This window comes from Treponema socranskii subsp. buccale (assembly GCF_024181585.1).
In the GTDB taxonomy this organism is placed as follows: Bacteria; Spirochaetota; Spirochaetia; order Treponematales; family Treponemataceae; genus Treponema_D; species Treponema_D buccale.
In genome coordinates this window covers 2,502,734-2,522,442 of sequence record NZ_CP054258.1, presented here as the reverse complement: position 1 = coordinate 2,522,442, position 19,709 = coordinate 2,502,734, and the positions used below count along the sequence as shown (strand labels likewise).

General features: G+C 49.8%; 15 protein-coding genes. 12 read left to right on the top strand and 3 right to left on the bottom strand.

All coding sequences use genetic code 11. The annotated features are described in order from the left end of the window. Positions 1-38: 38 nt before the first annotated feature. From HRI97_RS11345 to HRI97_RS11320, 6 genes are all read left to right on the top strand, one after another. On the top strand, positions 39-749 hold the full coding sequence (locus HRI97_RS11345; protein WP_253725541.1) for a metal ABC transporter ATP-binding protein: 711 nt from the start codon (positions 39-41) through the stop codon (positions 747-749). Continuing rightward, positions 746-1,600, top strand: a complete 855-nt coding sequence (locus HRI97_RS11340; RefSeq protein ID WP_180484912.1) for a metal ABC transporter permease — start codon at positions 746-748, stop codon at positions 1,598-1,600. Before HRI97_RS11345 ends, HRI97_RS11340 begins: the two co-directional genes overlap by 4 nt. Next, positions 1,597-2,106: a hypothetical protein gene (locus tag HRI97_RS11335; RefSeq protein WP_253725539.1), complete on the top strand. Its 510-nt coding sequence runs from the start codon at positions 1,597-1,599 to the stop codon at positions 2,104-2,106. The genes HRI97_RS11340 and HRI97_RS11335 overlap by 4 nt, the downstream gene beginning before the upstream one ends. A gap of 718 nt (positions 2,107-2,824) precedes the next feature. Continuing rightward, positions 2,825-3,949: a YibE/F family protein gene (locus HRI97_RS11330; RefSeq protein WP_253725538.1), complete on the top strand. Its 1,125-nt coding sequence runs from the start codon at positions 2,825-2,827 to the stop codon at positions 3,947-3,949. 117 nt (positions 3,950-4,066) lie between these two features. Continuing rightward, a complete protein-coding gene (locus tag HRI97_RS11325; RefSeq protein WP_253725536.1) occupies positions 4,067-5,974 on the top strand; it encodes a bifunctional metallophosphatase/5'-nucleotidase in 1,908 nt (635 codons plus the stop codon). Positions 5,975-6,178: 204 nt separating this feature from the next. Then, on the top strand, positions 6,179-7,015 hold the full coding sequence (locus HRI97_RS11320; RefSeq protein WP_253725535.1) for an NYN domain-containing protein: 837 nt from the start codon (positions 6,179-6,181) through the stop codon (positions 7,013-7,015). Positions 7,016-7,046: 31 nt separating this feature from the next. Here the strand turns inward: HRI97_RS11320 and HRI97_RS11315 are convergent, their stop codons facing one another. Further along, positions 7,047-7,901 carry an Rpn family recombination-promoting nuclease/putative transposase gene (locus HRI97_RS11315; protein ID WP_253725533.1) on the bottom strand — a complete coding sequence of 285 codons (855 nt, stop codon included), beginning with the start codon at positions 7,899-7,901 and terminating at the stop codon, positions 7,047-7,049. 197 nt (positions 7,902-8,098) lie between these two features. Next, entirely contained in the window at positions 8,099-8,428 is a 330-nt protein-coding gene (locus HRI97_RS11310; protein ID WP_253725532.1) for a YhbY family RNA-binding protein, read from the bottom strand. A gap of 172 nt (positions 8,429-8,600) precedes the next feature. On the opposite strand from HRI97_RS11310, the gene uxuA reads away from it, so the two are divergent. From uxuA to HRI97_RS11280, 6 genes are all read left to right on the top strand, one after another. Then, complete coding sequence (gene uxuA / locus HRI97_RS11305) at positions 8,601-9,671, top strand: mannonate dehydratase (RefSeq protein WP_253725531.1); 1,071 nt, start codon at positions 8,601-8,603, stop codon at positions 9,669-9,671. Continuing rightward, on the top strand, positions 9,658-11,277 hold the full coding sequence (locus HRI97_RS11300) for a mannitol dehydrogenase family protein (protein ID WP_253725530.1): 1,620 nt from the start codon (positions 9,658-9,660) through the stop codon (positions 11,275-11,277). Before uxuA ends, HRI97_RS11300 begins: the two co-directional genes overlap by 14 nt. A gap of 14 nt (positions 11,278-11,291) precedes the next feature. Continuing rightward, the gene (gene uxaC / locus HRI97_RS11295; RefSeq protein ID WP_253725529.1) at positions 11,292-12,716 is read left to right on the top strand and encodes a glucuronate isomerase; all 1,425 of its coding nucleotides are present in this window, start codon (positions 11,292-11,294) and stop codon (positions 12,714-12,716) included. A 158-nt stretch (positions 12,717-12,874) separates the two neighbouring features. Further along, a complete protein-coding gene (locus HRI97_RS11290; RefSeq protein WP_253725528.1) occupies positions 12,875-14,146 on the top strand; it encodes a TolC family protein in 1,272 nt (423 codons plus the stop codon). Between the two features lie 13 nt (positions 14,147-14,159). Then, complete coding sequence (locus HRI97_RS11285) at positions 14,160-15,083, top strand: efflux RND transporter periplasmic adaptor subunit (RefSeq protein WP_253725527.1); 924 nt, start codon at positions 14,160-14,162, stop codon at positions 15,081-15,083. Then, positions 15,080-18,556, top strand: coding sequence for a PG0541 family transporter-associated protein (locus HRI97_RS11280; protein WP_253725526.1), 3,477 nt, complete (start codon positions 15,080-15,082; stop codon positions 18,554-18,556). Before HRI97_RS11285 ends, HRI97_RS11280 begins: the two co-directional genes overlap by 4 nt. A 70-nt stretch (positions 18,557-18,626) precedes the next feature. Here the strand turns inward: HRI97_RS11280 and HRI97_RS11275 are convergent, their stop codons facing one another. Then, positions 18,627-19,697 (bottom strand): MraY family glycosyltransferase, encoded by a 1,071-nt coding sequence (locus tag HRI97_RS11275; RefSeq protein WP_253727321.1) that lies wholly within the window; start codon positions 19,695-19,697, stop codon positions 18,627-18,629. Positions 19,698-19,709: the final 12 nt, after the last annotated feature.

Below are 19,709 nucleotides of genomic sequence, written 5' to 3'. Positions count from 1 at the left end.
GCGTTTTGCATTTGCAAACGCGCGTTTTTGGAGGCTGTATGGCATTGCTCGCTTGTCAAAACGTATCGTTGAAATACGACGCAAACGTGATCGTGCGCGATATCACTTTTTCCGTAAACGCAGGCGATTACCTCTGCGTCGTCGGCGAAAACGGTTCGGGCAAAACGACATTGATAAAAACGCTGCTCGGACTTCACGCCCCTTCAAGCGGTACGATTGTGACGGGCGACGGTTTGAAGCGGAACGAAATAGGTTACCTGCCGCAGCAGACGCTCGTGCAGCGGGACTTTCCCGCGTCGGTGTACGAGATCGTTCTTTCCGGCTGTCAGGGAAGGTGCGGTATGCGCCCGTTTTACAACAAAGCGGAAAAGCGCCTCGCATTAGAAAGTATGGAACGGATGGGCATCGCGCGTTTTGCAGGCCGCTCGTACCGCGATCTTTCCGGCGGGCAGCAGCAGCGCGTGTTGCTTGCGCGGGCGTTTTGTGCCACGCAAAAACTTTTGCTTTTGGACGAACCGGTATCGGGGCTCGATCCGAATGCGACGGAAGATATGTATCGATTGATACAGGAATTGCACGACGACGGCGTTACGATCATTATGATTTCGCACGATATCCCTTCGGCTCTGCGTTATGCGACGCATATCCTGCACATAGGGGGAGAGCGTGCAACGTTTCAAACGAAGGAAGCGTTCGTACAAAACGGAGCGGGCGGTTTGTCGCCGGAAGCGAGGAGCGAAGCGCAATGAACGGCATGATAGAAGAAATTTCATTTTACGTAGGCTATCCTTTTGTGCGCTATGCGTTTATCGTCGGCATTTTGATCGCGCTGTGTTCGTCGCTGCTCGGCGTAACCCTCGTGCTCAAGCGCTTTTCGTTTATCGGCGACGGGCTTTCCCACGTCGCATTCGGTGCGATGGCCGTTGCAACCGTTTTGCATTTTTCAAACAATATGCTCCTTATGCTGCCGGTAACCGTTCTCTGCGCGATCCTTTTGCTGCGTACCGGACAAAATACGAAGATAAAAGGCGATGCCGCGATTGCGATGATTTCCGTCGGCGCGCTTGCGATCGGCTATCTCTTGATGAATATATTTTCGACGTCGGCAAATTTGACCGGCGACGTATGCAGTACGCTCTTCGGTTCGACATCGATTTTAACGCTGACAAAATCGGAAGTGATCGTATGCGTCGTGTTGTCGATCATCGTCGTCGTACTGTTTGTGCTGTTTTACCAAAAGATTTTTGCCGTCACCTTCGACGAAAGTTTTGCGCGCGCGGTCGGCACGCAGGCGGGCGTATACAACTTGCTCATTGCAGTCGTTACCGCGATCGTCATCGTGCTTGCGATGAACCTCGTCGGTTCTTTGCTCATCTCCGCGCTCATCATCTTTCCTGCGCTGTCTGCTATGAGGGTTTTTAAAAGCTTTAAAGCCGTTACGATCTGTTCGATACTGCTGTCGGTCGGCTGTGCATTTTTCGGGCTTGCGATTTCGATCGTCGCCGGGACGCCCGTCGGCTCGACAATCGTCGCCATTCACATTATAGTATTTATTGTTTTTTCCTGTATCGAAAATTTGAAACGGAGGCGTGGGGCATGAAAAAAATAATCGATAATCTCGTCGCAGCGCGCCGGTGTATTGTATCCTCCGCACGAATAAAATTCTGTGTTTTGCTTACCGTCGGAATGCTGTCCGGCTGCGCAAAAGCTTTGCCGGCTCAGGCTAAAAACGCGCTGTTTCCCAAAAAGCAAAATACGGGCGTCGTCGATTTGACGCGTTTGAGCGCGACGATGGTGTATGCGGAAGTTTTCAATATGATGGTCGAGCCCGAAAACTACGTCGGCAAAACGATAAAGATGAACGGTTTGTTTTACGTGTATCCCGATGAAAAAAAAGGTACGTATACGTTCGCGTGTATCATCATGGATGCGACTGCGTGCTGTGCGCAGGGAATCGAATTCCGACTGCGCGGAGAACATGCATACCCCGCCGATTATCCCGAACCGAATACGAATATCACCGTGCAGGGGACATTTTACACCTTTGAAGAAGACGGATTTACGCACACGCTTTTGATCGACGCCGATATGACCGTTCGGAAATAGATCGAGCGACGCAAACGAAGCGGCTTTTATACTGTCGGCCGTTTTTGGCGAAGGTTTAAAAGCACCGCTCAAATGGCGCGGCGCTTTTAACTTCGAGTTTCCTCTCGAAAACTCGCGGATATACGTGTGCGCTCGTGCGCACCAATGCGGCATTTTCGAAAATTGATATTTTCTGCAATGCCGCATTTTAAGGAAGGTTTAAATTGAACGTCTGAAATAGCGCCGTTCAATTTAACTTCGAGTTTCGGACGAAGCCGAAACATCGCTTATTAACTGTGCGCTTACGCACACCGATTCAACAGTCTCCAAAATTGATATTTTGTTCGACTGTTAAATTTTAAGGAAGGTTTAAAAGCACCGCTCAAATGGCGCGGTGCTTTTAACTTCGAGTTTCCTCTCGAAAACTCGCGTATGTACGTGTGCGCTTGCGCGCACCAATGCGGCATTTTCGAAAATTGATATTTTCTGCAATGCCGCATTTTAAGGAAGGTTCAAACGAGACGCTGAAATAGCGCGTCTCGTTTAACTTCGAGTTTCGGACGAAGCCGAAACATCGCTTATTAACTGTGCGCTTACGCGCACTAATGCGGCATTTTCGAAAATTGATATTTTCTGAATGCCGCATTTTAAGGATATGTTTTTCGGCGTAGTTTTTCGTTGCCGCAGCGCATAGCGTTGACGGCGCGGCAAATCAGGGTTTATAATTCAACCGTAAAATATGCGTGAAAAAGTTTTTGCAGGGGCGGTGCTGATTGTTACGGCACTCCTGTGCATTTTTATGCCGAAAATTTCAAGTAAACTCAAGCCGAAACCCGTGTTCACGCAGGAATTTGCCGTCGGTGTTGTGGAAGAAGTGTTGGAAGAAGATCTTTTTCCCGACCCCGCCGTGAGGGGAAAATTCCGCGGAACGCAAAAACTGCGCGTCAAAATCATTAAAGGAACGTACAAAAATCGGGAATTCGACATATACAATACCTTGAGCAGTTTGCACAGTACCTACGCATACAAGGGTCTTAAAGCGGTTTTTACGCTGCGCGAAAGCGGCGGCAAAACGGCCGTGTGGTTGTATAATCTGAAGCGCGACACCCATGTCTATGTTTTGGCGGGGCTGTTTTTTGCGGCTCTGCTTATTCTCGGCCGCGCACAAGGGCTCAAGTCCTCTTTGGCTTTGGTGTTTACCTGCGTACTTATCGTTACCGTTTTAATTCCCGCTTTGTTTGCGGGGCTTGCGCCGGTGCCCGTTTCGATTCTCCTTGTGTCGGTTATGACGATTGTGAGCTTTATTTTAATCGGCGGCTTTACGCGCAAAACGTATTGCGCCATAGCGGGCACCGTATGCGGCGTTACGATTGCGGGCATAATTTCGGCGATTGTGTCTTATTCGGCGCAGCTTTCCGGCGTAAATATGGAAGGAGGGGAGCAGCTCCTCAATTTGGCGCCCGATTACGCTTTACGCCTCGACGGGCTTTTGTTCACTTCGGTTTTGGTTGCCTCTCTCGGAGCCGTTATGGATGTGAGCATGTCTATCGCATCTTCGGTTCAGGAAATCGCAAGCGCAAACCCGCGCTTGAGCAAAAAAGAACTTTTTATGTCCGGCCTCACCGTCGGAAAAGACATTACCGGAACGATGAGCAATACGCTTATTTTGGCTTTTGCGGGCACGTCCCTTCCTTTGGTTATGATGATTTGGGGCTACGGCATGAGCTTTATGCAGTTTATCAATATACCGCGCATTGTTATAGAAATTATGCACGGGATTTCGGGGAGCATCGGCATTATCGCGTCCGTTCCGTGTACGGCGCTTGTTTCCGTTTTTGTGCTTAAGCGCCCGCGCGGGCGGTAATTGCGGGTTTTACTCCCGCACAGGGTGTCGGTTAAAAGAGTCGGCGTTTAATATGGCAAGCGCCGGTTTTTTCGGCAGCGTATGCTGTCTTGTAAAATTTTTATCAGGAGACTCAAAATGAAAAAGAGAATCTTGCGGTTTGCCGCTCTTATGGTCGTTGTTTTTTCGCTCATTTCCTGCGTTGAAACAAAGGGCGCGGCAAAAGGCGTGAAACAGCCTGCTGTCCGTACCGCAAAGGCCCGCGGCAAGCAATCGGATGAGGTAAGGCTTACTCATAAGCTTATTCAAAAAGGGCAGGCGGGAAGCGATGAAGTTACGCTCAGTTTCGGCGTAACGGGCGACGTTCACGGCAGACTGTATGCATACGATTATGCCGTGTGCGAAGCGGTTGCCGGCGCGGGCTTTGTCAAAACCTATGTGCTCGCTCAGGAGCTGCGCAAAGAAAACCCGAACGCGGTTTTAATCGACGTGGGAGATACCGTGCAGGATAACAGTGCGGAGCTTTTTAACGATCTTGAAACGCACCCGATGATTCAAGCGCTCAACTATATGAATTACGACGTGTGGGTTTTGGGAAATCACGAATTCAATTTTGAAAAAGAATTCCTTGCGCGCAACATACGCAATTTTAACGGAGCGGTGCTGAGCGCGAATATCAAAAATACAAAAGACGGCAGCGATTTTGTGTTGCCCTATCAGCTTTTTAATATTGAAGGCGTGCGCGTTGCGGTCGTCGGCCTTGTGCCGCCGCATATTCCCATGTGGGAAGCGTCTTCGCCCTCGCACTTTAAAGGTTTGGAATTCCTCGATCCGATCACCGTTTTGCGGGAAACCGTCGATTCGCTTAAAGGAAAATACGACGTGCTTGTCGGCGCCTTTCACCTCGGACGCAACGGCGAATACGGTTCGACCGGGGGCGTTATCGAAATCGCAAAACAAATTCCCGAATTCGATTTGATTTTCGGCGGACACGAACACGCCCGCTATGCAAACGAAGTTGACGGACAAAACGGCGATAAAACATGGATAATAGAACCCGGCTGTTACGGATGGGCTTTGGCGGTCGGCGAAATAAAGGTAAAAAAGCAAAACAATACGTGGAAGGTTGTTTCCGTAAAGGCCGAAAACCGCGAAACCGCGAAGGTCGTTCCCGACACGGTTATGGAAAAAGAATTCGAGTTTGTGCACGATACCTCCGTTGCCGATGCGAACGAAATTGTCGGAAAGGTTACCGAAGACTTTGTTCCGCGCGTGGACTATATTACCGGCGAAGAAAAAGTTACGACCATGCCTACGATTCAGCTGGAAGATTCGGCCTTAATCGATTTAATCAACGACGTGCAGCTGTATTACACCAAAGCCGACATATCTTCGGCGGCGGCTTTCCGTTCGGATATGAATTTGAAAAAAGGCGATTTTAAGAAAAAGGACGTCGCTTTTATCTATAAATATTCGAACACGCTCATGGGCATCAATATGACCGGCGAAAATCTTTTAAAATATATGGAATGGTCGGCATCGTATTACAACACGGCCCAAAAAGGCGACGTAACGATTTCGTTTAATCCGAACGTGCGCAGCTACAACTACGATATGTTCGAAGGCATAGACTACGACATCGATATTTCGCAGGAACCCGGCAACAGAATCAAAAACGTCAAAATAAAAGGGCAGAGCATCGACCCGAAAAAAGTCTACAAACTTGCCGTAAACAACTACCGTTTCGGTACGCTCCAAAGTTTAAAACTTGCGACCCCGCAGGACGTGTACTTCGATTCGTATGAAACGATGCAGGATGCCGGACGCATTCGTGCCTTAATCGGAAAATACGTTAAAGATGTGGACAAAGGCGTCATCAGTCCCAAAGTGAATAACAACTGGAAAATCATCGGTTTTGATCCGGACGTCGAAGGGCGCGATAAGATTTTGGATGAAATCCGTGCAGGCACCATAAAGATTCCCGCCTCTGCGGACGGAAGAACACCGAACGTAAAGTCTATCAATATATACGAGTTGAATAACTGAAGTTAAACCTTCCTTGAAATTGTCCGGCGAGTAAATCTTCGGATTTAGGAGCTGTATAATTCGTGCGCGTAAGCGTACACGTATATCCGCGAGTTTTTTACGTGATGAACGGCTTTTTTCGGTTGGATTTAACGTGATGGAATGCGGCCGTAGTTGCACACGGCCGTAGTTACAATCGGCTGAAAATATGCTATACTCGTCGTCATGGTAGATATAGACGAACAAAAAAAGATCGCAGTGCTCATAGATGCGGAAAATATTCCGCACAATAAATTGCCGGCGATCCTCGAAGAGATGGCGGTGCACGGTCACGTCATCACCAAGCGCGCGTACGGCGATTTTTCGAGCGACAAGCTCCGCGCATGGAAAACCGTTTTAAATGAAAACGCCGTTTTGCCGATACAGCAGTTCAGCTATACGCAGGGAAAGAATTCGAGCGATTCGGCGATGATCATCGATGCGATGGATTTGCTCTATACCGAAAAATACGATACTTTCGTGCTCGTTTCCTCCGACAGCGATTTTACGAAACTCGCATCCCGCCTCCGTGAATCGCAGGAGTATGTGTTCGGTGTCGGCGAAAAGAAAACGCCGGTGTCGTTTGTAAACGCGTGCGACGAATTCATCTACATAGAAAATCTGCACGGCGTTGAAGATTCGTCGCTGCCGGAAAAAATCGATGTCGCGCACAAGCGGCGTGCAAAAGTAAAGCGCGCGGCTCCCGCAGGAGGAACGGCTGCCGCCGGCGCTACAGTCGGCGTCAACGCGGACGGCGACACGATGACCGACAAGCAGTTCCGCCAGATTTACAAGCTGCTTACAAACGCGTACGAAAAGTACGCCGACGATACCGGCTGGGCGCCCGTCGCTGCGGCGGGTTCGCTGTTTAAGCGGCAAAATCCCGGCTTCGACACTCGCGATTTCGGATTTAAAAAGTTGTCGGATTTGATCGCTTACCTCGACGACGATTTTGAAATGAAGGGCTCGGGTTTAGGCGGCCGCGGCGGAAACAAAATATACCGCCCCGTCGAAAAAGAATAATTAATAAACGGGATGTCGGAAGCGAATAAGATCACAGTTTTTTGATTTCCGCTTCCGAGAGACCGGTCATAAGGCGAATTTCAGAAAGCGGGTACTTGCGTTCAGCCATCAGCTTTGCCGTTTCTCGCTTTGCTTGATACGATCCTGCAGCGATACCGTCGCGTCGACCTTGTAAGAGTCCGTCTCTTCTGCCTTTGCGTATCCCCCGCTCAAAACCGATTTTTTCCCCTGCCATGCGTAAGTCATCTTCCCGTATATTTAACGACATATACCAGCTCCTGAACTTTTCGTTCCGTTTCGCTTTTTCGACAAGTGCATCAATCCGCTGCGTAAAACCGCTCGTCGCCCGCCTCTCGCAGAGATACTGCAGCAAGGCGCTCAATTCAGGCTCATCCTCTTTACCGTAGGCACCTACATTATAAAATACTTTATACGATTTGTCATCAAGAAGAATACTGCCGTCCTCACCGCATACACTGCGGAAAGTATATACGGGCAAGCCTTTGCCGAAGGGATCCTGCGTACAGATAAAGATGACATAGCTCTCTTTCAGTTCGGCATAGCTTTGGCCGCGTAAGAGGTTATCGACATCCATGAGACTTTGATAATAACGCGTACGCTTGGGAAGAGAAGGCGGAATCGACGTTTGTATTTCGATATCGAAGACGCGATCGGGGTCTGAGACATAGACGTCGAGGCGTATACCCTTGCTTTCGTAAAACGGAGTGATCGTTTTTTGTAGGGAGGGATATTCTATTTTGCCGACTTTGATATGCAGGAGCCGTTCGATGACGCCCTTACATATAAATTGATTTTTCATGACCGTGCCGAACATAAAGTCATCGGTAAAGGTGAGTTCTTCGACGGGTTTATGGGTATATTTCATGGGGGATATCCTCAGTTGTTGAGATAGTGCAGGCAAGAAAGCCGCTGCAATATATATCGCCCGTAAATTAACAAATTACGCGTTTTTAAAGAAATGTATAAGAGATAGGCTTGTTCTTTCGAAATTTACCTGTCGTTTCGTATATCAACAGAACGATGAACTTTGAAAATGGCAGCGCCGTATCGGTTGACGGTGTTTCAAATGCTTTTTTTCACTTTCGTTTTTTCGAGCGCTTTTTCGTATTTTCTTTCGTCCGCTTTTTCTGCAGGGCGGTACAAAATCGCTTTGTTGCTGATGACGCGCACGAGAACGGCGGAGCAGGCTTCCGACAATGAAGCGGCGAGATCCCGCTTTTCCTCTTTGAATTCGTTGAAGCTGATTTTAATAAGTTCGTGAGCGGCGAGTGCGGCATCGGTCATCTTTTCGACCGCTTCGGTAACGCCGTTTTGTCCGACGATGACGACGCTTTGCAGGGGCTGCGCATATTTTTCAAGAATTTTTCTCTGCTTGCTTGAAAGTTCAATCATATTTGAAATACTAGCGGTATTCTCCCGATTGCGCAACAGCGGAAAAGCGTAAAAAACAGCCGCCCTGCATTATACAAATCGACGGTGCAAAAGGTTTCCCTTGCAATGACATTTATTTTCTTTTATCATAACCTTGTCTTTACATTTCAATTTTTACGGGAGTACAACGGTTATGAAAATGACGATGCGCTGGTACGGAACGAAATTCGATTCCGTCACACTGCAAAACATCAGGCAGGTGCCCGGAATTGCGGGTGTTATCACAACCTTATACGATATTCCTGCCGGCGAATTATGGCCGCTTGAAAGAATCAAAGCGATTAAAAAAGAAGTCGAAGATGCAGGTCTTCAAATATGCGGTATAGAAAGCGTTAACATTCATGACGATATTAAAATCGGTTTGCCGTCGCGCGACGGCTATATCGACGCGTATATCAAAACGCTCGAGCATCTCGGGCAGTGCGGCATCGATATGGTGTGTTACAATTTTATGCCGGTCTTCGATTGGACGCGTACGGATTTGGCAAAAAAGAGAGCCGACGGTTCGACGGTTTTGGCTTACGATCAAAAAGTCGTCGACAGCATCGATCCCGAAAAATTTATCGAAGGAACCGATAAAAGTTCGAACGGTTTTATCATGCCGGGATGGGAACCGGAGCGGCTTGCGCATGTCAAAGAATTGTTTGAAAAATATAAAGACGTCGACAATGAAAAGCTTTTTAATAATCTCGTATATTTTCTCAAAGCGATTCGGCCGGTATGCGAAAAATACGATATAAAAATGGCGATTCATCCCGACGATCCTGCGTGGCCGGTTTTCAATTTACCGCGCATCATCACGGGCAAAGAAGCGATATTGAAAATGCTGCATGCCGTCGATGCGCCTTTTAACGGGCTTACGTTTTGCACGGGTTCGCTCGGTACGAATCCTCAAAACGATTTGCCCGGCATTGTCCGCGCATGCAAAGGCCGCATTCACTTCGCTCATGTGCGGAACCTGCACCATTATGCGCCCGGCGTCTTTGAAGAAGCGGCGCACCTTTCATCCGACGGCTCTTTCGATATGTATGAAATTGTTAAAGCGCTTTATGAAACGGGATTTTCCGGACCGATCCGTCCCGATCACGGGCGTATGATTTGGGGTGAAAAAGCTATGCCCGGTTACGGTTTGTACGACCGCGCGCTCGGCGTTGCATATATCAACGGATTGTGGGAGGCGATTGAAAAAAATGAAACTCACTGAGCGCGGCATTGCCGATACGCATGCATGGAAAGGCTATGCGCTGCCGAAATTCGATCGTGCAAAGATGATTGCGGCGACGAAAAAAAATCCTACGTGGATTCATTTCGGTGCGGGAAATATTTTTCGCGCGTTTCAAGCGATGCTTGCACAAGAGTTGCTTGAAAAAAATCTTACCGATACGGGAATCATCGTCGCCGAAGGTTTCGATTTGGACATTATAGATAAAGCGTACCGGCCGTACGACAATCTGTCGCTGCTCGTTACGCTCAAAAGCGACGGAAGTATTACGAAAACCGTTGCGGCATCGGTTGCCGAAAGTTATAAATGCGATTCCTCTTTTCCGGACGATTGGAATGCGCTTGCGGAAATCTTCCGAAGCAAGTCTCTCGCGCTTGTAACTTTTACGATCACCGAAAAAGGATACGCGGTAAAAAATTCCGACGGAAATTTTCTTCCCGCATACTGCGCCGATTTTGAAGCGGGTCCCGATAAAGCGAAAATGTTTTTATCCCGCTTGTGTGCGCTTTTGTACGGCCGCTATCTTCATGCGGACAAGCATCCCGTTGCGCTGGTGAGTACCGACAACTGTTCGCATAACGGAGAAAAACTTCAGGCGGCGGTTCGAGCGATTGCCGGCGAATGGCAAAAACGCGGCTTCGTCGACGAAGGTTTTATCGATTATATTTCATCGCCCGAGTCGGTGAGTTTTCCGTGGAGCATGATCGATAAGATTACGCCGCGTCCCGATGCCGGCGTGCAGGCGCAGCTTAAAGCCGACGGTTTTGAAGACGCCGAAATAATCGTCACCGACAAACACACGTATACCGCTTCTTTCGTAAATGCGGAATCTCCGCAGTATCTCGTCATCGAAGACGCGTTCCCGAACGGGCGTCCGCCGCTCGAAAAAGCGGGCGTGTATTTTACGACGCGCGATACGGTAAATAAAGTCGAGCGGATGAAAGTGTGTACGTGCTTGAACCCGCTGCATACGGCGCTTGCGATTTACGGCTGTCTGCTCGGATATACGCTCATCGCGGATGAAATGAAGGATGCCGAACTCAATACATTGGTACATCGCATCGGCTATGACGAAGGGCTTCCCGTCGTCACCGATCCGAAAATAATCGATCCGAAAAAATTTATCGATGAAGTCGTTACGGTACGTATTCCGAACCCGTTTATGCCGGACACGCCGCAGCGCATAGCATGCGATACGTCGCAAAAACTTTCGATCCGCTTCGGCGAGACGATTAAAGCATATGCCGCAGATCCCGCGCTGGGTACGCACAAGCTCAAATATATTCCGCTCGTGCTTGCCGGCTGGTGCCGCTATCTTATGGCGCTCGACGACGAAGGTAAAAAATTCGAATTGAGTCCCGACCCGCTGCTCGGCCGCGTATGTCCTTTTGTCGAAAAAATCGAACTCGGCCGAACGTATACGGCGGAAGCTCTCGACGGATTTTTGCACGGACTGCTTTCCGACGCATCGCTGTTCGGTGTCGATCTTTACGCGGCGGGGCTTGCTCCTCTCGTGCTCGAATATTTCGGCGAATTGACGGCAGGCAGGGGTGCCGTGAGAGCGGCGCTGAAAAAACATATACGCTGAAAGGGAGGGCGATTATGCCGTTTATGGATGCCGATTTTTTATTAAAAAATAAAACCGCGCGTATGCTCTTCGACGCATGTGCGTTCGAACCGATTTTCGATTACCACTGTCACCTCGTGCCGAAAGAGATAGCGGAAAATAAACGCTTCGACAATTTGGCAAATCTGTGGCTCGGAACGGGAGGGTGCGGCGATCACTATAAGTGGCGTATGATGCGCGCATGCGGCATCGATGAAAAGTTCATTACGGGAGACGCTCCTCCTTACGAGCGATTTTTAAAATGGGCGGAAACGATTGAAAATCTCATCGGTAATCCCCTGTATCATTGGACGCACTTGGAGCTGCAGCGTTATTTCGATATTGCCGAACCGCTTACCCGTGCGTCGGCGCCCGTCATTTGGGAAAAGGCGAATGCGCTGCTTTCCGACGGAACGGTTACGGTAAAAAATATTTTTAATAAATTCAATATATATGCCGTGGGTACGACCGACGATCCCGCCGATACGCTCGAGTATCACAAAGCAATCGCATCGGGCCTTGCGCCGATCGGAAAGATTGCGACGAAAGTGATGCCTTCCTTCCGCCCCGACAATGCGCTGCATATAACGAAGCCCTCGTTCGCATCCTATATCGGTCGTCTTGCGCAGTCGGCAAAAACCGATATACGCAGCGTCGACGACGTGATTGAGGCTCTTATAAAACGGCTCGATTTTTTCGTTTCCTGCGGCTGCCTTTGTGCCGATCACGGCCTTCCGTATGTGCCGTTCAACGTTCAATCCGATAAAAAAATACAGGCGACCTTTGAAGCCGCACTCGGCGGAAAAGCGATCGACGATTCCGACGCCGAAGCGTATATGACGAAAGTGCTGGCTTCTCTCGCCGAAGCGTACGCGAAACGGAATATCGCAATGCAGCTGCACGTGAATGTGTGCAGGAACCTTAACTCGCGCGCATTTGCCGCTTCGGGCGCCGACTCCGGTTACGATGCGGTCTGCGATTACGGCGTTGCGGACAAACTTGCGAAATTTCTGGACTTTGCAGAAACGCGCGCAGGTCTTCCGAAAACGATATTGTATTCTCTGAACCCGAAAGATTATTATCCTTTCGCAACGATTATGGGCTGTTTTCAAAAAGCGCCCGTTCGCGGAAAAATGCAGCTCGGTTCCGCGTGGTGGTTTTGCGACCATAAAGACGGAATGGAATATCAGCTTTCCGTACTTGCAAGCATCGGCATGCTGAGCGCTTTCGTCGGTATGCTTACGGACAGCAGAAGTTTTTTGTCGTATCCTCGGCACGAATATTTTCGCCGTATTTTATGCAATCTTATCGGTACGTGGGTCGAAGACGGCGAATACCCCGATAATAAAGACGACATCGTCCGTATCGTAAAAGATATTTCTTTCGGCAACGCGCTGCGCTATTTTTCCGATGGAAAATAATAATCGGTTGTATTTGAAAGCCTGAACTCTTTTGAAAAACCGACATTGTCCGCTGAAAAAAAATAACAATTTTTTATCTCGTAATAACAGTTTGTTCTTATGATTTGCTTGTAACCTTGTCATAGTTTAATTTATAATAAATAAAAGAGGATGGCGGTATGGTTTTGAAAAAGATTGCGGCGCTGCTTGCCGCCGGGCTTTGTTTTGCCGGAGTCTTGTCTGCCGAAGAGCTGACGGTCGATCGCGCGGTGAAGTATGCGCTGGAAAACAATATCTCCGTACAAAAAGATAAAATTACGCTCGACGCGCTCAAGCGCGAAAAAAATCATTCGTGGAACGGTGTGAGTCCGAGCGCGTCCGTCAGCGCCAATATGCTTTTTCCCGCTGCGGGCGATGCGCGTCAATACGATTACAATTTTTCGATACAAGGCTCTCTCAACTTTGCGCTTTCTCCGTCGATCTATTCGTCTATAAAGAGCGCTTCGCTCAATTATGAAAACGGACTTCTTACTTATGACGAAGCGCTGCGTTCGATCGAACTCAATGTTCGCAGCGCATTCTATCATCTCCTGTATGAACTTGAATATATAGAACTGCAGCGGCGCAATCTTGAAACCGCCGGTCAGCAGTACGAACAAAACTCGAGAAAATATAAAAGCGGTCAGCTTTCGGAACTGGATATGCTGTCGAGCCAAGTAAAATACGAACGGCTTAAGCCGACGCTCGAGTCCGCCGAGATAACTTTTGCCAACGATTCGGCGTCATTCAAACAGATGCTCGGGATCGATCAATCGACCGAAGTCGTGCTTTCCGGTTCTCTTGCCGACGCGCGTTCTTTCGGCGATATAAGCGTCGAAGTCGATGCCGAAGATACGCCTGTTGTCCGCGCCGGAAAAAACGGCGTAAAGATCGCTCGGGCGGCGCTGCTTGCGCGGCGCTTTGCCGCATGGGGGCCGACGGTGAGCGCGGGGTGGACGTACGGCAAATCGAAAACGAATATCGCAAATGATTTTTCTACGACGAATGCGCTTTCGATCGGCGTTTCGATTCCGCTCGACGGATATCTTCCGTGGTCGAAGGGCGCCGACTCGGTCGCATCGGCAGCGGATAACGTAAAGACGGCGGAGCTTACGCTCGAAAACAGCAGGACGACGGTTGCAATTCAAATCGATAATTACATCAAACAGATACGGCAGATACAATCGCAGATCGCATCGCTTCAGGCAAATGTCGATTTGGCGAAGAAGTCGTACGATATGACGAAAGATGCGTATAATCACGGATCGCGCGATTTGCTTTCGCTGCAAACCGCATCCGATTCGCTTTTGAATGCGCGTACCGATCTTGCGCAGCAGGAGTATACGCTTATCACGAAAATTATTAATCTTGAGTATACGCTCGGAGTTCCGTTCGGCTCTTTAGGTCGATGAGGAGAATGATATTATGAAAAAATCGGCGATGATCGTAATCGTTGTACTTGCTGCGGCTTTGGGTGTCGTCGTTTATGCTGTCTACAGTATGCGGCGTGCGGCAGTTATGCGCGGCAGGGCGCCTTCTCAAACGGTTTTGACCGTGCGCACGCAGATTGCGGCAACGGCGACGCTGCACGACTATATCAATACGAACGGCGACATTGAAGCGGTGAACTCCGTTTCCGTGTATCCCGATATCGGCGGAAAAATCGTGAGTACGAACGTAACGCTCGGCTCGCCCGTCAGGAGAGGAGACGTGATCGCTCGAGTCGATCCGTCCGAGCCGGGTAGCAATTATGCCCTGAGTCCCGTTCTCGCTCCGATCAACGGCAGCATTATTAAAACACCGCTTAAAGTCGGAACGAAGGTTACGACATCGAGTACGATTACAACGATCGGCGATATTGCGAGCTTGCAGATCACCGCGAAGATTCCGGAACGTTACGTCGCTTCTCTTCGCACGGGATTGAAAGCGGAGATATCGCTTGAAGCCTACCCCGGCGTCGTGTTCGGTGCGACCGTGACACACGTGTCGCCGGTACTCGATGTCAGCGCGCGCACGAAAGAGATCGTTTTGACATTTGACGAAAACGATTCGCGCATCAACGCCGGTATGTTCGGCAAAGTGAAGCTGTATACGAGGGACTACGGAGGCGCCGTTGCGCTTCCATCCGATGCGGTCGTTACGAAAGGCGACAAACCGTACCTTTACGTCGTTAAAGACGACGATACCGTCGAACAGCGCGAAATAACGCTCGGGCAATCGGTGGACGGCGTCGTGCAGGTTTTGTCGGGCATAAAAGAAGGAGAACGCGTCGTTGTCGAAGGCGGTCAAGTGCTTTCGAACGGAGCGAAAGTGCGCGATATATCGAATGCGGCCCGAGGTGAAAAATGAGTTTATCGCGGAAAACGCTCGAACATCCCGTTCTCGTACTCATCGTATTTGCGCTGCTCGGTATCATCGGCATATCGAGTTTTAATAATATCGCGATCAGCCTCTTTCCCGATATCGACAGCCCCTATGTTATGGTGTTGACGACTTATTCGAACGCCGGCCCGGAGTCGATGGAAAAATCGGTGACGAAAGTGCTCGAAAGCAGTCTCGTGAGCGTCAACGGCCTCAAAGAGCTGTCATCGTCGTCGTCGGAAGGTTCGAGCATGGTGTTTCTCGAATTCAATTACGGTACCGATTTGGAATCGGCCGTAAACGACGTGCGCGATAAACTCGACAGGGTCAAGCGTTCATTGCCCGACGGCGCATCGACTCCGAGCATCTTTAAAATGGACGCATCGGCTATGCCGATTATGCGCATCGCGATGCGGGGAAACCGTTCGACGGACGATCTTCGGCAGATAGCCGAAGACGACGTTATCGATATTCTCGAACAGACGGACGGCGTCGCCGAAGCGAGCGTTTCGGGCGGACGTGCGAAAATCGTCCGCGTTGAAATTTCGGAAAACAGGCTTGCCGCTTACGGTCTCAATATCTCTACGGTGTCGTTCGCGCTTGCAAAGCAAAACTTCGAACTCGGCGGCGGAAAGATTACCGAAGGAAAAATGAATTACGTCGTGCGTACGACCGGCGAATATTCGACCGTCGATGAAATAGACGATACCGTTATCACAACGGTAAACGGATACGACGTAAAATTGCGCGATATCGGAAACGCGTTTATGGGCTACGAAGACGCATCTTCGACGGTTTACATAAACGGGGAGCCCGGCGTGTACGTTTCGATCACAAAGCAGTCGGGCACGAATTCGGTAACCGTTGCGAATGCGACGTATAAAAAGATCGAACAAGTGCAGGCGACTCTGCCGTCCGATATTACGCTTGAAATCATCTCGGACGATACGACTGCGATCCGCGATACGATCAGTACGCTTGTGACTTCCGCGTGGCAGGGATTGCTGCTCGCGGTTATCATCTTGTTCGTCTTTTTGCAGAATTTTAAAAGCACGCTCATCATATCCATATCGATTCCGCTTTCCCTCGTTATCACGATCATGTGTATGTCGTTTGCGGGGATTACACTCAATATGATGACGTTGACCGGTCTTATACTCGGCGTCGGTATGATCGTCGATGCGTCCATCGTTATCATAGAAAATATCTATGCGTACCGCTCGCGCGGCGCAAAACCGAAAATCTCCGCCGTACTCGGTTCTCAGGAAATGCTCATGTCCGTCATTTCCGGAAACCTCACGACGATCTGCGTATTCGTTCCGTTTTTATTTTTTCTCAAAGACCTTGAAATGATGGGACAGATGTTCAAAGGTATCATCTTTACGGTTGTCATCGCCCTCGTATCGAGCTTGTTCGTCGCGATCTTTCTTGTACCCGTACTCGCCGGTAAATTTTTGCCGCTTTCGAACAGGGCGGAAAAACCGGTACAAAACCGCGTTTTAAAAGCGATGTACGCGTCGTTTCAAAATATCATAAACGCTCTCACGAAAGTGTACCGCAGAGGATTGAAGAGCGCTCTCGATCACAGAGCGGTGACGATCGTCGTAAGCGTAAGCGTTCTCTTTATGGCGCTCGCGCTGTTCCCGACGCTCAAAATCAATATGATGGGGCGGGGCGGCGGAGACGACAGCGTGACGCTCAACGTGACGATGCCGACCGGAACTTCGCTTGCGGAAACGACGAAAGTCGTGCAAGCGTTCGAAACGATCGCAAAGGAAGAAATACGGGGTTACACGACGTTGATCATGAGCGTCGGAACGGGCGGCAGACGGTCGAGCGCGTCGACGTATACGGGCTCGCTTTCGATCCGCCTTCCCGAAACGAGTAAACAGATCGACACATCCGAAACGATTCAGAAAAAGCTTCGCGCGCACTTCGACGAATTTGCGGACGCGCAGCTTTCATTCGGTGCGGGCTGGCGCGGTCAGATTTCGGGAAGCGACATCGTCATAAAGATCCGTTCGGACGACCTTGAAACGGCGCTTTCGGTTTCCGACAAAATAAAAGACGTAATGGAAAAAATCGATGCTATAGGCGAAGTGACGATCGACACAAAAAAGGGTTTGCCGCAAGTCGAAGTCGTCATCGATCGGCAGCGGGCATACGCGTTCGGTGTCGACGTTACGACGGTTGCGCGGGAAATCAATTACGCGATGAACGGAGTTACCTCGACGGTGTTTCGTTCGAACGGCAAAGAATACGATGTCGTCGTCATGTACCGGCCGGAAGACCGCGACAAAGTTTCCGACCTCGAATCGATTTACGTGCGCGGTACGAACGGCATGGTGAGCGTTGCGAATTTCGCTTCGCTTAAAAAAGGACTCGGACCTGTCAGCATCAATCGGGAAAATCAAAGCCGCGTCATAGAAGTGTCGGCAGATATCATATCGGATGAAAATGCGAACGTCGTCGAAAACGAAATCAAGTCGCGCATCGCCGATACCTTTGTCATTCCCGAAAACGTTACCGTAAGCTACGAAGGTTCATGGAGCGACGTGCAAAAACAGAAAAATGTTTACGGTTTGATTGCGCTTATGGCGCTCCTTCTCGTGTTCGGCGTTATGGCTGCGACGTATGAATCATTTAAAGCGCCGCTCATCAATATGATGACGATTCCGTTTTTAATAATCGGCGTCGTCTTTATCTACAAGTTTACGGGACAGACGATGGCTATGACATCGATGGTCGGTATCATCATGCTTGTCGGTATCGTCGTCAATAACGGTATCATCCTCGTCGACTATACGAACCTCCTCATTGACCGCGGCATGAAGATAAAAGAAGCCTGTCTTGAAGCGGGGGCGAGCAGACTTCGTCCCGTACTTATGACGACGCTTACGACGATACTCGGTACGCTTCCTATGTGTTTTCAATTCGAAGGAACCGCTCAAATGGTACAGCCGATCGGCCTTTCGATCGTCGGCGGCTTGACGTCGAGCACTTTCGTCACGCTCTTTATTATCCCCGTGCTCTATTCGCTTGTCATGAAAGAAAAGAAGTCGGTCGATACGGGTGTTGCCCAAGCGCTTGCCGATTTTATCATCGGCGAAGGCGGTGATATCGAAACGGGCGCCGTGCAGACGTCCGCGAATGCGGTTCAAAGCGGCGATGTGCCTGCCGAACAGGATTACGTGCAAGCCGGTATCGTCGCAAATCAATCCGTCGAAGACGATATCATCGAAACGCTTGAACAGGCTGTTCCCGATATCCGCTATACGATCATTCCTACGGTAAACGGGCGAGGCGGCGACAACTATAAACTCGGAACTGCGACATGGCCCGAACAGAATTTTATGATGATCGCGTATATGAAACGAAAAAACGTCGCGACGGTTTCAGCCGCCGTTCGGATGCTGAAGAAAAAATTCCCGAAAGAGGGGATAAAGCTTTTTCTCGTGTGAGCGATGCGCGTGCTCGACGCCGCTGCGTTTGCAGAGCGGATGAGCGCCTGCGCGGACGGCGTACCGAACGTCAGCGCACTTTAAAGAATATGCCGATCAGCGCTACCGTTATGAGCAGCTGCATGATGACGAATTTGATAAGCACTTGCGTCGGCGACCATCCGCGCTTTTTGCGCATTTCGTCGTGCAGCGGAAAACGGATGTCGTTGAATATGCGTATGTGAAAAAAACGCAGCAGCGCGACTTTCAATAATCCCATGCCGCCGTTTACCGACATGATCGTCGATGTCGCCAAAATCAAAAACGGATTGCCGCTGACCATAACGCATACGCCGATAAAAAAACCGAGCGCGCGGCTGCCGGCGTCTCCCATGAGCACTTTGCTCGGATACGCGTTGTGCCAGAGGTATCCCATAAGAGAGCCGGCGAGCGCAAAACTTATGACCGCCCAGCTTGCGCCTTTCGGCAAATGCGGGACGAGCAGGTATTCGGCTATATTGACGTGTCCGAGCACAAAGTAAAAAATCGTTCCCATCGTGATGAGCGCGATGAGCACGAGCGTGCCCGAAAGTCCGTCTACGCCGTCGGTGCAGTTCGTCGTATTGATCGATGCCCACAGCATGACCGTACACACGATCACGTATACGGCGACGTTCACCGAAACCGGATGCGTGATGAAAGGCAGCCAAAAATAGACACGTCCGTCGATCGATGCGCTTTTGGTGCAATAAAAAAGCAGCAGCGCTTCGGCAAAACTTACGATAAAGTCGAGCAGCGCTTTGCGGTATTCGCCCCAGCTCGCCGTGCTTTTGTCGTCGAAAAATCCCGTGAGCATCATAATCCATGTGAGTATAAGCGTGCCGCCCTGTAAAACCGTAAGCGGAGTACATAAAAACGCGATGACGATGAATACCGTGATAAAGACGATGCCCGCGCCCGTCGGCTTTCCTTTTGAAGCCTCTGCGTTGAGCGTAAACTCCCTGCCTCTGTCGTGCGGCAAGCGCGCATAAAAACGCGGCAAAAGACGCATCGAAGCGATAAAGCCCGTATAGAGCGCGAGCGTTATGAGTACCGTGTAGGATTGGAGGAGCCGCGCCGGCCCGAAAAATTGCTGCAGATATGCACCGAAATAATATATCATCACAACCTCGAT

What these genes read in the sequence shown, in the direction of transcription:
- HRI97_RS11340 (WP_180484912.1), top strand. Translation starts at nt 746, where the DNA reads ATGAACGGCATGATAGAAGAAATTTCATTTTACGTAGGCTATCCTTTT.
- HRI97_RS11330 (WP_253725538.1), top strand. Translation starts at nt 2,825, where the DNA reads ATGCGTGAAAAAGTTTTTGCAGGGGCGGTGCTGATTGTTACGGCACTC.
- HRI97_RS11290 (WP_253725528.1), top strand. Translation starts at nt 12,875, where the DNA reads ATGGTTTTGAAAAAGATTGCGGCGCTGCTTGCCGCCGGGCTTTGTTTT.
- uxuA (WP_253725531.1), top strand. Translation starts at nt 8,601, where the DNA reads ATGAAAATGACGATGCGCTGGTACGGAACGAAATTCGATTCCGTCACA.
- HRI97_RS11275 (WP_253727321.1), bottom strand. Translation starts at nt 19,697, where the DNA reads ATGATATATTATTTCGGTGCATATCTGCAGCAATTTTTCGGGCCGGCG.
- HRI97_RS11280 (WP_253725526.1), top strand. Translation starts at nt 15,080, where the DNA reads ATGAGTTTATCGCGGAAAACGCTCGAACATCCCGTTCTCGTACTCATC.
- HRI97_RS11285 (WP_253725527.1), top strand. Translation starts at nt 14,160, where the DNA reads ATGAAAAAATCGGCGATGATCGTAATCGTTGTACTTGCTGCGGCTTTG.
- HRI97_RS11320 (WP_253725535.1), top strand. Translation starts at nt 6,179, where the DNA reads ATGGTAGATATAGACGAACAAAAAAAGATCGCAGTGCTCATAGATGCG.
- HRI97_RS11325 (WP_253725536.1), top strand. Translation starts at nt 4,067, where the DNA reads ATGAAAAAGAGAATCTTGCGGTTTGCCGCTCTTATGGTCGTTGTTTTT.
- HRI97_RS11310 (WP_253725532.1), bottom strand. Translation starts at nt 8,428, where the DNA reads ATGATTGAACTTTCAAGCAAGCAGAGAAAAATTCTTGAAAAATATGCG.
- HRI97_RS11315 (WP_253725533.1), bottom strand. Translation starts at nt 7,901, where the DNA reads ATGAAATATACCCATAAACCCGTCGAAGAACTCACCTTTACCGATGAC.
- HRI97_RS11335 (WP_253725539.1), top strand. Translation starts at nt 1,597, where the DNA reads ATGAAAAAAATAATCGATAATCTCGTCGCAGCGCGCCGGTGTATTGTA.
- HRI97_RS11345 (WP_253725541.1), top strand. Translation starts at nt 39, where the DNA reads ATGGCATTGCTCGCTTGTCAAAACGTATCGTTGAAATACGACGCAAAC.
- uxaC (WP_253725529.1), top strand. Translation starts at nt 11,292, where the DNA reads ATGCCGTTTATGGATGCCGATTTTTTATTAAAAAATAAAACCGCGCGT.
- HRI97_RS11300 (WP_253725530.1), top strand. Translation starts at nt 9,658, where the DNA reads ATGAAACTCACTGAGCGCGGCATTGCCGATACGCATGCATGGAAAGGC.